The sequence below is a fragment of the Butyrivibrio sp. VCB2006 genome (genome assembly GCF_000420945.1).
Lineage (GTDB): Bacteria > Bacillota > Clostridia > Lachnospirales > Lachnospiraceae > Butyrivibrio.
The window spans coordinates 70,868-85,072 of record NZ_ATVX01000004.1; the positions used below are offsets into that span (position 1 = coordinate 70,868).

General features: G+C 41.7%; 9 protein-coding genes. 1 reads left to right on the forward strand and 8 read right to left on the reverse strand.

Features of this window, described 5'->3' with window-relative positions; all coding sequences use genetic code 11:
- Positions 1-157: 157 nt before the first annotated feature.
- The 5 genes from G613_RS0104620 to G613_RS0104640 all read right to left on the reverse strand — a co-directional run bounded on the left by G613_RS0104620 (position 158) and on the right by G613_RS0104640 (position 7,289).
- Positions 158-1,660, reverse strand: coding sequence for a hypothetical protein (locus tag G613_RS0104620; protein ID WP_029231542.1), 1,503 nt, complete (start codon positions 1,658-1,660; stop codon positions 158-160).
- Positions 1,661-1,856: 196 nt separating this feature from the next.
- Positions 1,857-4,013, reverse strand: coding sequence for a hypothetical protein (locus G613_RS0104625; RefSeq protein WP_029231543.1), 2,157 nt, complete (start codon positions 4,011-4,013; stop codon positions 1,857-1,859).
- 74 nt (positions 4,014-4,087) lie between these two features.
- Positions 4,088-4,981, reverse strand: a complete 894-nt coding sequence (locus G613_RS0104630; protein ID WP_029231544.1) for a hypothetical protein — start codon at positions 4,979-4,981, stop codon at positions 4,088-4,090.
- On the reverse strand, positions 4,974-5,471 hold the full coding sequence (locus G613_RS0104635) for an RNA polymerase sigma factor (RefSeq protein WP_029231545.1): 498 nt from the start codon (positions 5,469-5,471) through the stop codon (positions 4,974-4,976). Before G613_RS0104635 ends, G613_RS0104630 begins: the two co-directional genes overlap by 8 nt.
- A 126-nt stretch (positions 5,472-5,597) precedes the next feature.
- Positions 5,598-7,289: a vWA domain-containing protein gene (locus tag G613_RS0104640; protein WP_029231546.1), complete on the reverse strand. Its 1,692-nt coding sequence runs from the start codon at positions 7,287-7,289 to the stop codon at positions 5,598-5,600.
- Positions 7,290-7,520: 231 nt separating this feature from the next.
- Between G613_RS0104640 and G613_RS18475 the strand changes: the two genes are divergently transcribed.
- A complete protein-coding gene (locus G613_RS18475; protein ID WP_029231547.1) occupies positions 7,521-10,076 on the forward strand; it encodes a bifunctional diguanylate cyclase/phosphodiesterase in 2,556 nt (851 codons plus the stop codon).
- 68 nt (positions 10,077-10,144) lie between these two features.
- Here G613_RS18475 and G613_RS0104650 read toward each other — a convergent pair whose 3' ends face one another.
- Genes G613_RS0104650 through rpoD form a run of 3 tightly spaced genes read right to left on the reverse strand, consistent with a single transcriptional unit; the run spans position 10,145 to position 13,903 of the window.
- A complete protein-coding gene (locus tag G613_RS0104650) occupies positions 10,145-11,797 on the reverse strand; it encodes a nucleoside kinase (protein ID WP_029231548.1) in 1,653 nt (550 codons plus the stop codon).
- 39 nt (positions 11,798-11,836) lie between these two features.
- Positions 11,837-12,688 carry a class I SAM-dependent methyltransferase gene (locus G613_RS18480; RefSeq protein WP_029231549.1) on the reverse strand — a complete coding sequence of 284 codons (852 nt, stop codon included), beginning with the start codon at positions 12,686-12,688 and terminating at the stop codon, positions 11,837-11,839.
- A gap of 3 nt (positions 12,689-12,691) precedes the next feature.
- Positions 12,692-13,903, reverse strand: a complete 1,212-nt coding sequence (gene rpoD / locus G613_RS0104660; protein ID WP_029231550.1) for an RNA polymerase sigma factor RpoD — start codon at positions 13,901-13,903, stop codon at positions 12,692-12,694.
- Between the last annotated feature and the right edge of the window lie 302 nt (positions 13,904-14,205).

Genomic DNA, 14,205 nt, shown 5'->3' on the forward strand with positions numbered 1-14,205 from the left:
GCAGGTCAAATATTTAAGTGTATGTGCGGCCAATCCGATTTGATACGAAGTATCATCGGAGGATTGGACACACATATACGAATATATTTGACCGTCAGCATCATCGGAGGATTAAGCGGATATATACGCATCGTCCGGGGCCGCGTCCTGTTAACCATTACCCTGCGAATCCAATTCGTCCGTCAAGATCATCGATGGTGTACTTACCATTGATGATTCGGTAAATACTGTACCCATACTCATCTTTATCTTTAGTCATATTGAACCTTACAATCCTTCCATCCTTCATCATAAGATCCACAAAACTCTCACCATCAGTTCTGTACTTAACAAGATCAGTTCCTTTTGGAAGCGTAGTCTCTACGAAATCAGCGCTGCTGGCGTATCTGTTTCTTCCTACCGGTGCCACCATATCTTTTTTCAAAGTTACAACATCTCCGGTGCCTGTAAGTCCATCACTGTTGTATTCAAATCTGGAATAATACATATATCCATCCAGCACCGGCTGTCCATCCTTGCCTGCATAGAATGATCCTTCGATACTTCCTGTTCCAAGAATGTCAGTTCCTCTGTAAAGACCAACTCTGGAAGAATTATTCTCATCTCTATACATTACGTAGCCATGATCTGCCTGCTTGAATTCACTTGATCCAAACTTTTCAAGGTCAAAGGTATAAAAACTGTAATCGTCTGAATCATGTGATGTAGCAATCCACAGATAGTGCTTACCATCAATCGCCTTCACTACATAAGCACTATAATGATATAAGGAGTCTTCCGTAAGTGTTTTCTCCCTGCCTTCACATATAAACTTAAAAGTAGTATGTGGATTTACATCAGTAGATTCAGCATAAAAGCTATACTTTCTGCCATCTATTATAAAGCTGTCTCCATCTTCAAGTTCACGCTCTACATAGCTTCCAACATAAACCTCCGGGTCATAAACCAGTTCCTGCCTCAGCTTTTCAAACTCATCCAGGGTGATTGGCTGGTCATTGAAAAGAAATTTATCAGAAGCATCATACCTGTCCTTATTGTCATAAATAGCTTCCAGACGCTGCTGGTCGTACTGGCCTCCATTGTGGTCTATTCTGACCAGATAATAAAGGCTTCTTCCTGTGTGCATTGTGTCGTAATAGCACAGGACATTTTTGCCATCTATCTGCGAAATTCTAAGCTGCTGTGCAGTTCCCTCGCCGCCGCAAATTCTTTCAACCTTTCCGTCATGAACATCAAAGAATGCCATTGGATTGTAGTAAATAGAGAAAAGAGCCAGCTCTTTTTCCCCATCATTATCAACATCCAGGAAAGAATAGCCATAGACTTCATCCTCATTTACATAGTCCTGGTAATTCTTCTGTCCCTGAAGTTCGTTATGAAGGAATGCATCAAACGCTGTCTGGTTAATATCAGGGCCAGCAGGCCTTTCTGCTTCTGTAAACTTAAGAATCCTGTCAAGGCTACCAGCTACAGCAGTTGTACCTTCCTGGTCGTCTTCTACAGCGTTTTTGCTTAATGTACTTACATCAGATACATCGTCTGCACTTACTTCCACTGCAGATGTATCCAGCACTGCACTTCCAGAATCCCCATTTGATGCACAGCCGCTCATACAAAACATCACTGCCCCAATAATCCCAACAACTAACCTCTTCTTCACTAAAAACATCCTCCATATCACTCTAAAATCTGTAAGCAGATATGCCTGAATAAACCGCATTGATTTGCAAATACATTCTAGTAAGTGTATATCCGTTCTAATCCGATTTGATACGAAGTATCATCGGAGGATTAAACGGATATATACGAACTAGCATGACATCCACATCACTTGCGGTTAATCATGGTATACTGCGTCATCCCCAATAGGGAACGCCCTCGATATCCTCGATACTGTATTTATCGTTGATGAGCTTATACTCATCGTAATCTCTTCCAGCCTCTCTAACCGCAGTCATATAGAACCTCACTATCCTTCCATCCTCCATCATAAGATCAATGAAGCTGTCATTATCAGTTCTATACATTGTAAGTTTAGTTCCTGCAGGAACCACCTGTTTCACAAAGCCCCAATCATCACTGAGCCAGTCGGAAGCTACTCCTGCCTCCATATCTACCTTAAGCGTAACTGTTGGCCCAGGCTCCTTGCCTCCGCTACCATTCAGGCAGTTACTGTCATAGTAATAATACATATTTCCGTGCATCGGAATTCCCTTATCGCCGATATAGAAATTGCTCCTTATAGAGCAGGTTCCAAATATCCAGCTGGGACTTGCAAGAGTAATATAAGCTCCGCCCTTATACATGTATTTATATAAACCGTATGGGCAGCCTGAATCTATGAAACCTTCCTGATCAAACTTATCAAAATCAAGAACCAGGATATTACATGCCATGCCATCTCCGGTTGTACATACCCAGAAGTAATCCTTACCATCTGTGGCCTTTACTACAAAAGCCTGGTGGCTATTGGCAAATATCGTAATCTCCTTCTTTATTCCATCACGATACAGAGTGTAGGTCTCTTCATTATTTTTCTCATCGAAGCTTGCATAAAAATAGTATTTCTGCCCATCTAAAGTAAAAGAATCACCGCTATCAACTTTTCTTTTTATATAGCTGCTGCCAAAAACCTCCCCTTCATAAACCATCTTTTCCTTGAGGTCCTCAAACTCCTGGGGAGTAATTTCTTTTCCCTTGTAGGTATAAGTTGGGTCAGTGGTGTTAGGATCAGGGGAATAGTTTCCCACCAGCCCAAAAAGATCGAAATGTTCATCCTTATGGTTCATTCTGTAAAATGAGTAGACCATCTTGCCATCATCATGAGTGTAGTAATAGCACAGATAGTTCTTCCTGGATATTTCTACAATCTTAAGATACGCATCAGGGCCTTCCCCGCCGCAGATTCTCTCAACTTTCCCATCATGTACATCAAAGAACGCCATAGGATAGTATTTTAGGGAAAAAAGAGCCAGCTCCTTAACACCATCATTATCCACATCAAAGAAATCGTACTTATAGACTTCATCCTCTTTAACATAGTCAGAGTAAGTTTTCTGTCCCTTAAGTTCATCCTTTAAAAAGGCATCAAAAACCTTTCTTGGATCATCAGGATTTTCTCTTTTCTCCACAAGTTTTTCTATCTCGTCAGGAGAATAGGCTTTGATTCCAGCCTCCTTGAAGGTCTTCATATAAACACTGTCATCGTCATATATTGTCGGATCACCCAAATCCTCAAATTTCCCGTCAGAAATCTTATATACGCTAAAGGTTGTGATAAAAGACCTGTCCTCACCTGAGAAGTAATCAAAGTCCTCGTCAAAGCTGTATCTCTCAATCTGTGCATTTTCCCAGGGGCCATTAGTCATATCCACATCGATGCCTCTGTCAGAAAGCCATGTTTCATAGTCATGGGCAGAAAGAAAATACTCATAGTAGTAGTCAAAATTCCACTTACAGTCAGCGTCGAGATATCCATACACGCCGCTTAATATATCACCACTGGCAGCTCCACTTACAGAAATATATCCGCTCTCATCAACACTCTCTGCATCCCTGAGATAATTGGTCCAGTAATACACAATTCTAAGTTCGCCATTTACCTCTTTTACCACCATAACCTTTTCCATGTCAGGGTCTCCGGAACCGGGAAAAGAAATACATACACGAAGCTCTTTATCTCCATCCATGCCGCAATCTATAAGGCTACTATCTATTACAGGCTTCTTGGATTTATCGTAGTAATCGCCCTGAGCCTCTTTCACGCCGGAAATAATCTCATCCAGGGTAAACTTCTCATCATTATCAAAGCAGTCTTCTACATCCCTCATTCTGTAGCCCTGCCACTCTTTGCCAAAATAGGCAGGAGCCTTACCATCAAGAAATGCCTGATATCTTGGGTCATCTACAGATGCTTCCGAAGTAGCTGGCTCTGCATTCCCCTCATTCATTCCGCAGGCACTTGTCATGCAGATGACTGCCCCCAAGATTCCGCATAGAAATCTCTTTTTCATACTCACGTTCTCCTATATTTAAGCATTAAAAAACCGTCCCTTACTTAAAAAACAAGGGACGGTCTATATATGTTTCAGAATGACAATATATTAGTCATAAGTTCAGTCATCTCATCAAGGCTGATCTTCTCAACGCTTTCAAGAGTATACTCAATGTCCCCAACAGTCCAGCTTGCGCGATTAAAGCCATCCTCTGTTCCGTAAACATTTATCTGAGTATCTCCGACTGTAAATGTATCAGCCACAGTCTTGGTCTTGCCAGCCTTGTCAGCGCCTGCAATTCCGCCTCCCAAAATATTGTGGGCTGTTCCTGCATCTGTTGCCATGGCAGGTTCCTCTGCAGCTTCCATAACGCTTTCTTCTGTCATTTCTGTAACTACAGATGCTTCTGATACTGTAATCTGGTTGCCTGTAACGTCATAAACTATTGTGGCAGTGTCGCAGTTATCAAGGTAGTAATCAACTTCTGAAGAAATACTGCTCAGGTACTCGATATCTGTAAATTCAGCCTTAGCAACACTTGAGAGCTGCTCCACTGAATCATATTTAACCCAGCTGCTCTTTATAAGCTCTGCTTCATGATGCATGTCTGCTGCTGCCTCCTGTGCTACGCTGATAGCAATATCACTCATGGAAGCAGTCTCCATAGCACCCTTTTCCTTAGGTCCGAATACAACTGTTGCACCAACTAAAAGAATAACTGCTGCAGCTGCAAGACCTGCATATTTGGTAAAATTATATAAACCGCCCTTAGGCTGGAAGCTTCTAACATTATTATTTGCAGAAGCTGTATTGTTCACTGTAAATTCCGTAACATCCTGTACATCTTTAATAGCATCATCTGTCTGCGAGTTATCAAGATCCGTCCCCTTAGGCTCGTCGAACTCTTTAGCAATGTTCTGAAGGATTCTTGAGCGCATTTCTTCAGTAACTTCTATTTTGTTCATGATGTCATTGTATTTACTCAAAGTCGTATGCCTCCTTCAGAATATTTTTGAGCCTGTCACGTCCACGTTTCAGATCAGACCTAACCGTAGACTCATTTCGATTAAGTATTTCTGCAATTTCCTTGGTGGAATAACCTTCCTGGTAAAAGAGATGCACAACCTCTCTGTATTTCTCTGGGAGCTGTTTAACCGCATCCCATACGTATGATAGGTCCTCTTTATCCTTGTCTGCCACGAGTTCCTCGGAAAGTTCATCTGCCTGTCTTCTCTTAAGATACAGGATCTTGTTCTTACTAAGGTTGGAAGCCACGGTGATAAGCCAGGCCTTCTCATGATTATCGTTGGCAAAGGTAGGATTATTCCTCAGGAACTGAATTAGTGTGTCCTGCAAAATGTCCTCTGCGTCCTCCATGTTATGTAAATAGGAATATGCAACTCTAAGTATCATATTCCCGTATTTATCCATTAGTTCTGCCGCTCTTTCTGTGGCAGACTTGTTAGCTACTTCCATTATCCCCTCCGTAAAGCTATGGTACTACCAAATTCTAAAAATTTTATAAACACAGTATTAGTAGTATACCATGCCTTACGGAGAAATTGTAAAAAAATCTGTTTAAATTCAGTTGTTTCTTAACTTTCAGCTTCTTTTGTTAAGGGTTCTTACAAGGTAGTAGAACTCATCCTGATACTCATCTGTATCCTCAAGCTGCTTGTAGGTCTTCATGATATCGTCAAAGCTTGCTGTTCCCTTATGTTCGCTGTCTTCAAGAATCATTGCAAACTCAGCAACGCTGCTTGCAAACTTGAAATCATCACTTGGGTTATCTGTTACAACTTCGTCCCCAACAACAATGCTAAAGAGCTGTGACTTATCTTCTTCAGGATCCTTGTAACGAACACTTACTGTTGCAAATTCATCTGCATACTGGCCTGCATCTTTTTTCTCATTGTCCTGATACTTAAGGCTGATTGAACCTGTACCATTTGTAGGAATGATCTCATAAAGAGCAACTACGCTGTGTCCTGCACCAATCTCGCCGCCATCCTTGGCATCGTTGTTAAAGTCCTGAGCATCCATTACTCTGTTCTCATACCCGATAAGTCTGTAGGCATTAACATTTACAGGGTTAAACTCAACCTGGAGCTTAACATCCTTGGCTACTGTGTAAAGAGTTGATGACATTTCCTCAACTAAAACCTTCTTTCCCTCTGCAAGGGAATCAATGTATGAGTAGTTGCCGTTTCCGCAATCTGCAAGGGTCTGCATCTTGTCGTCCTTGTAGTTGCCATCACCAAAGCCAAGAATTGAAAGGAATACTCCCTCATCCTTTTTATCTGTAATGAACTTCTCAAGATCCTCAATGCTTGAAATACCTACGTTTAAGTCACCGTCTGTTGCCATGATAACTCTGTTATTTCCGCCCTCAACATAGTACTTCTGGGCAATCTCGTAAGCTTTCTGCATACCTGCCTGGCCGTTTGTACTACCGCTGGCATGAAGCTTATCTATAGCCTTCTTGATCTGCTTCTTATTTCTCATTGGTTCGCCGGCAAGAACAACCTTCTCCTCACCGGAGTATGTAACGATTGAAATTGTTCCCTCGTCAGGAAGAGAATCAACAAGCTCATCAAAGGATGACTGTAAAAGAGGAAGCTTATTTCTTGAATTCATTGAGCCTGATACATCAATCAAAAATACCAGGTTATTTACAGGAGCTTCTTCATAGTCAATCCCTCCGGTCTTCATTCCAACGAACATCAGCTGATGATCTGTGTTCCAAGGACATGTGGAAACCTCTGTTGTGATTCCGAAAAGATCGCCCTTATCAGGCTCGTAAAGATTATAGTTAAAGTAGTTGATAAATTCCTCTGGTCTTACTGCCTCAGGATCGATCATTCCTACTGAATAACCATCTTCGATCATTCTGCGAACATTTGCGTAGGATGCTGTATCTACATCTGCTGCAAAGGTTGAAAGAGGATCTGTCTGTACAAGATAGAATCCGTTTTCCTCAGGCTTTGTATAGGATTCATTGTTCTCAGGAATAGTCTCTTCTTCGTACTCATAATCATATGATCCGTATTTAGTAGTACTTTCGTTTTTGTTATTGCCAAAAGAGAACTTTCCTCTGCCACTACTCTCTACAGGTGACGCATCTGTCATCGGAGCTTCGCAGGCTTCTGTCGTATCATAGGTAGTGGTTGTAGTAGTTGTTGTGGTTGTAGTGGTTTCTGTCATGGCAGTACTGTTACCACCGCATCCAACAAGTGTGGTCATCAGGATTGATGAACCAAGTAGTAATGACAAACCTTTTGCATTCTTTTTCATAATTTTTCCCTCCGTGTTACACAGAAATCATTCTGTGTTTATCACCTTCTAAACTGTAAACACATCCATATGTACCCATGTTGCAAAATAAGTAAAACAAACTATAAATTTTCTTAAAAAAGTATTATTTCTACGCCATAATCAATATTATTGCATTTTAAAGTGATAAAATAATTACGGAAATATGTTTACCCCCCCCACAAAAAATGACTCCCATCAGGAGGGCAGCCGGTGAACATCACAAAAAATATGCAAGCAGAATTCGAACAATATATCGTAGACAACCTAGATAGAGCCATTAAAGAGGAATGGATCAAGGCATACCATCAGCCTCTTGTTCGTGCTGCCAGCGGAAGAGTCTCTGATGAGGAAGCCTTTGCCAAATGGGAAGATCCCGAAAGAGGCATAATCTCAGCCTCTGAATTTATCCATATTTTAGAAAGAGAAAAACTGACCTATAAGCTTGACCTGTACATGGTTGAAAGAGTCCTTAAGAAAATGAAAGGCCAGGGCGAGCATGGTCTTTTTATAGTGCCTGAGTCTGTTAATATCGGAAGATCCGATTTTGACTGTTGTGATATGGTAACCGAGATTATAAAACGCGTAGATGCAGCCGGCCTTCCAAGAGAGAAATTATCTGTCGAGCTTTCTGAGGGAACGATTTCTTCTGATGTTCAATTCATGAAAACCCAGGTTGAACGCTTTAGATCTGAGGGTATCAAAGTCTGGATGGACGATTATGGAAGTGGCAATTCATCGCTACTACTTCTTTTACAGATGCACTTTGACCTTTTAAAAATAGATAAAACTTTCATTGATCAGATTGAGCAAGGCAAAAATGGACGAATAATCCTGACGGAAATAATAAAGACCGCCCTTTCTCTGGGAATGGACACTGTAGCAGAAGGTGTTGAGACCAAGGAACAAGCTGATTTTCTTATGGAAGTTGGCTGTACCAAGCTTCAGGGCTACTACTATACCAAACCTATTTCTCTTGCTGACATTATCAAAAGGAACCAGGAAGGAATTCAGATTGGATTTGAAAATCCCGCAGAGTCTGAGTACTTTGAGCATCTTGGAAGGGTCAACCTGTACGATCTTTCTTTTTCCAAAGACGACGATGATTCCCTGGATAACTATTTCGACACTCTGCCAATGGCAGTATTCTCACTAGATGATGAAAAAGTTTCTTTTATCCGGTGTAATCAGAGTTTTCGAAGCTTTGCATCTGAAAACTTTGAAGGTGACACAATACCCGAAAGTGTCAAATTTACTGATATAAAGCCTGGAGTTGGCTATTATTCATTTAATGCAGTCAGGCAGTGCTCTGCAGATGGCAAAAGAGTCATTATTGACGACAGATTTGATGATGGGCGCATAGTCCAGCTATTTATACGAAGGGTTGCCATTAATCCTGTGACAAAATCCGCTGCTGTTGCGGTTTGCATCCTTTCAATATCAAATAGTGCATCTGATGAAAATCTAAATTATAACTATATAGCAAGAGCCCTTTCCGAGGATTATATCAAGCTATACTTTGTTGACATGGATACTGACAAATTCACGGAGTATGCTGCCAATGGAATAAGCCGTGATATCAACCTTGAAAAGCATGGTACCGACTATTTCAACATTGCAAGAAATGAGTTTGATCTTAAAATGCTGCCTGAAGACAGAAAGACCCTGGAAAAAGTCTTCACCAAGGAAAACTTTATTAAGGGTCTTGAAAATAATGGCACTCACTCAATCGTTACCAAGATAATCCTTGATGATAAGCCTGTCTACGCCTCGTTTAAGGCAGTAAAGGTCCGCGGAGAAGGCAATCATATTATCATCGGTCTTTGTAATGTAGACTCACAGATTAAGGACAGAGAAGCTCTGGAAAAAGCAAAAGAAGAACGAGTTATTTATTCCAGGATTAGTGCGCTTACCGGTGACTTCATTTACATATACACAGTCGATATTGAAACAATGCACTTTACCAGATTTAAGCCAATGGGTATTGAGTCTGACATGGGGCTTCCTGAAGAAGGAGATAATTTCTTTGAAACTGTAATACCTCATATCCCTAAAGGTATTTATCACGAAGATGTAGATGCGTTCCTTACAGCATTCACCCAGGAAAATGTCTTAACCCAAATTCATAATACCGGTATTTTCGAGAACCAGCACAGGCTTATGATCCATGGCAAGCCAGTCTATGTCATGCTAAAAGCCACAATAGTTAACGAAGAAGATAAAGATTATGTAATATTTGGCGTTATAGATGTAGATGAAAGGGTAAAAAAAGAACAGGAATTTGAAAAGAATCTTTTTGCCGCCGAGAACAAGGCTAATATAGATGAGCTAACCGGCATCAAAAATAAGCACGCATATGCTGAGACTGAAAGAAAGATGAATGGTCTTATAGACAAGGATCGCATTTCAGATTTTGCCATTGCTGTGTTTGATATTAATGGTCTGAAGGAAGTAAATGATACCAAGGGCCATCAGGCCGGAGATGAATTTATCAGAAACGGCTGTGACCTTATCTGTCACCATTTCAAACATAGCCCGGTATTCAGAATTGGCGGTGACGAATTTGTTGCCATACTTCAGGGTGAAGACTTTGATAGCAGGGAAGATCTGGTTGAAGCCTTTAATATTCAGAACATCAACCACAAGCTTAGCGGCGAAGTAGTAATTGCCGTAGGTGTTTCCACCTTTGATGAAGATCCTGACGTTGCCACAGTCTTTGGACGAGCCGACAAGCTCATGTACGAAAACAAAAAGGCACTAAAAGAGTAAGTGATTTATAAGTAAGAAAAAGCCATAGCCCGGCGAATTATCCGCCGGCTATGGCTCTATTTATGTCATCATACTTTGAAACAACTTCCGCCTACAAACTCTCTGCAGATTGAGTTTCTAGGAAGGAATGAACTGTCAACACTTACGAAGTAGTCAAGGAACTTAAGAAGTCTCTTAGCCTCGTAGTACTCCGGCTCATCTTTTCCAATATTAAACAAAAGTGGCTCTGCGTACTGCTTAATTACTGCAAGTTCATAAATCTGAGCTGAATTAAACATCTCATCAGCCTCTTCCTGGAACGGGAAGATGTTGGCCTCTTCTCCTGCTCTTACTGAGCCCCACATGCTGATAGTTCTCTTGGCAGAAGCACCTCTTGTACGGGCGTCTCTTACGATTCTTCGAAGAAGTCTTCCGTCCGTTGTAGGAATGCGGTTATGGTTATCAATGCTAAGTGTTGTGAGTGCACTGATATATATCTTAAACTTTGACTCACTTGGAAGTGAATAGCTCATCTTCTCGTTAAGTCCGTGAATACCCTCGATAACAAGGATATCGTTCTTACCAAGCTGGAGATATTCGCCGTTCATTTCTCTTTTTCCGGTAACAAAGTTAAACTCCGGCATTTCAACTCTCTCACCCTTAAGAAGTCTTGTCATATCCTGATTAAATCTCTCAACGTCAAGAGCCTCAAGGCATTCAAAGTTGTAGCTTCCATCCTCATTAAGAGGAGTCTTTTCCCTGTCCACAAAATAATTATCAAGGCTGATAGGATGCGGATTAAGTCCAAAAGCTCGAAGCTGTATGGAAAGTCTGTTTGCAAAGCTGGTCTTACCTGAGGAACTTGGTCCGGCAATCATTACAAACTTAACGTCTATTCTCTTAAAAATCTTTCTGGCTATATCTGCGATGCGGCTCTCCTGAAGGGCTTCCTGAACAAGAATCATCTCATTGATCCTGCCCTCGCAGATCATATTGTTAAGGTCACCAACATTGTCAATTCCCTGCATAGAGCCCCAATCTGCAGACAGCATCATGGTCTTAAAGAGCTTTTCTCTTGGCTCAGAAACTACTACCTTGTCAGGGTCCTGTCTTGTTGGAAGTGTAAATAGCAGACCTCCGTGATAGCACTCCAGATGGAAATTCTGAATATATGAAGTGTTAGGAAGCATATAGCCATAGAAGTAATCGTAGAGATCTCCAAGCTTATAAATGTTAATCTCTGAGCTTCTCCTATACTTAAGAAGAGTAACCTTATCATCCATACCCTGTCTTTTGAAAATCTCAATAGCATCATCAAGAGGATATACTCTCTTAACTATAGGCATCTTCTCAGTGATGATTTCTTTGCATCTGTCAGAAACTTTCCGGGCAAACTCATCATCAACCTTAACATCGCCTCTGATTGTGCAATAGTAGCCATTACCTACCGTAAACTCAATTCTGGTCTTGAGCTGTTTATCACCGCCCACATCGCGAACTGCCTTGATCAGAATCATAATGGCTGTTCTTCGCATGGTCTTGTATCCGATTGTGTCACTGAAAGTTATAAAAGAAAGCTCTCCGTCCTTTTTGACGGTCTTCATAAGCTCTCTGATCTTGCCATTAAACATTACGGCTGCAATCTTGCTGCTATACTCAGACTGATATTCCTGAGCTATTTCTTCATAGGTAACGCCTTTATTGTAATCTTTTTGTACTCCATTAATTGTGATTATTGGCATAAGGACTTCTCCTTTTCCTAATATATTCTGTATTCTTTATTATTCCAAATACAGTTTTAAAGCTGCTTCTGTTTCAGCAAGCTCTTCATTAAGTTCATCGTAGCGCTTGCTGTGACCGGCATTTGATAATTCAGTCATAATTGACCTTGTGACCTCTGCCCCATGCTTTAAGTAGCTTTGCAAAAGCTCATCGCCCCTAAGCAAATTACACTCGCCGAATCTGTTGCATATATTCGTAGCGGTTTCTGTACTGCAGCCTGTCTTACCTGTTAAAAGAGCTACAGCCTCACTAAGATAGTCTCTTTCCCGGCCAAGTCTTCCTACAGGAGCTTCTCCCGAAAATGATACCTTAATTGGAAAGTAATACTTTCCTTCATCAAGAATCACCTTTTCGTCAAGAATAGAATAACCCTTTGCGCGAAGGTAGCTTCTAAACTCGTCTATGTCAGACTGTGGCTGAAGGATAGCTCTTTTTATTCCAAGGCCCTTTGGATCACCGTCTTCAAGTATTCGCATCATGAGCTTTCCGCCCATGCCTGCGATAACAAGTGCATCCGCCTCCCCGGGATTAAGAGAAGACAAACCATCGGAGAGTCTGGTCTCTATGTGGTCTGTAAGGCTGTATTCACTAATGTTGCTCTTAGCGCCATCAAGAGGGCCTTTTCTCACGTCCATGGCAATTGCTTTTGGGGCTATTCCACTCTGTACCAGATAAATGGAAATATAGCCGTGGTCACAGCCCACATCGGCAACTGTATCATATGAGTTTTGCGCAACGTTCAGTTCATTGTCACTTAAAGAGCTGGTGGTTCCTTCTCTTAGCATCTCTGCAATTTGAAGGAGTCTGTCCGACATTCTTGTGACAACACTTATAGTTCTGTCATCTGTCATATCTTAATCCAAATAATCCTTGAGCTTACGGCTACGGCTTGGATGACGAAGTTTTCTGAGAGCCTTAGCCTCAATCTGACGGATACGCTCACGGGTTACGTTAAATTCCTTACCTACTTCCTCAAGAGTTCTTGCTCTTCCGTCATCAAGACCAAAACGAAGACGAAGAACCTTCTGCTCACGCTCTGTAAGAGTTCCGAGAACCTCTACAAGCTGTTCCTTAAGTAAAGTAAATGCTGCAGCATCTGCAGGTACAGGTACGTTGTCGTCCTGAATGAAATCACCAAGATGTGAATCTTCCTCTTCACCGATAGGTGTCTCAAGAGATACAGGCTCCTGAGAAATCTTGAGTATTTCGCGAACACGCTCAACAGGCATGTTCATCTCTTTTGCTACCTCTTCCGGAAGTGGCTCACGGCCCAGTTCCTGAAGGAGCTGTCTGCTTACACGGATGAGCTTATTGATAGTCTCAACCATGTGTACAGGAATACGAATTGTTCTGGCCTGGTCAGCAATAGCTCTTGTGATAGCCTGTCTGATCCACCATGTAGCATATGTTGAGAACTTGAATCCCTTACGGAAATCGAACTTCTCTACAGCCTTGATAAGGCCAAGGTTACCTTCCTGAATAAGATCAAGGAAGAGCATTCCTCTACCAACATATCTCTTGGCAATACTTACAACAAGTCGAAGGTTGGCCTCAGCAAGACGCTTTTTAGCTTCTTCTCCCTCGTAAATAATTGCGTTAAGTTCTTTCTTTCTGGCATCTGAGAGCTTGTTCTCCTTGTCCTCAGCCAGTTCTTTTTCAGCCTCAATTCCGGCTTCCATTGCCTTAGCAAGGTCAATTTCCTGATCAGCTGTAAGAAGAGGTACCTTACCGATTTCCTTGAGGTACATTCTGACAGGATCCTCGATGCTGATTCCATCAGGCACTGACAGGTCGATATTCTCCATATCAACTTCTTCATCGTCATCCCCAAGGAGCATATCCTCATCATCAGGGATATCATCAACATCGTCCTCAGATACTCTAAGTACGTCAATTCCTGAGTTCTCTAAAACTTCAAGGACATTGTCAAACTGATCTTCATTGAGGTTGAGTTCAGCAAAGAAATCACTGATCTCGGCATACTCAAGAACGTTCTTCTTTTTCTTGGCAAGAGCAAGGATTTCTTTTACCTTCTGAGTAAAGAGCTCCTTGGTAGCCTCATCGATCTCACCATCGTCAGAGCTTGGAGCTGCCTCTGCCTTTTCTGCCTTCTTGGACTTTCTTCCGGCCTTAGCTGGTTCCTCGCTGGCTGCTGCAGTCTCAGCTGCAGGCTTTCTGCCTCTCTTTGCAGGTTTCTTTTCTTCTACAGGTGCCTCGTCAATGGTCTCTGCTTCAGCTGCCTTCTTGGACTTTTTAGCCTTTGTTTCTACTACTGCCTCTTCCTTGGCTGCTGCAGCCTTCTTTGAAGTTTTCTTAGCAGTTTCCTTTTTAGTTGTCTCTTTAGCGGCTGTCTCTTTCTTAGCGGCAG

Excerpts from the sequence above, each read along its gene's own strand:
- G613_RS0104635 (WP_029231545.1), bottom strand. The coding sequence starts at position 5,471 with ATGGAAGTAGCTAACAAGTCTGCCACAGAAAGAGCGGCAGAACTAATG.
- G613_RS0104625 (WP_029231543.1), bottom strand. The coding sequence starts at position 4,013 with ATGAAAAAGAGATTTCTATGCGGAATCTTGGGGGCAGTCATCTGCATG.
- G613_RS0104650 (WP_029231548.1), bottom strand. The coding sequence starts at position 11,797 with ATGCCAATAATCACAATTAATGGAGTACAAAAAGATTACAATAAAGGC.
- G613_RS0104640 (WP_029231546.1), bottom strand. The coding sequence starts at position 7,289 with ATGAAAAAGAATGCAAAAGGTTTGTCATTACTACTTGGTTCATCAATC.
- G613_RS18480 (WP_029231549.1), bottom strand. The coding sequence starts at position 12,688 with ATGACAGATGACAGAACTATAAGTGTTGTCACAAGAATGTCGGACAGA.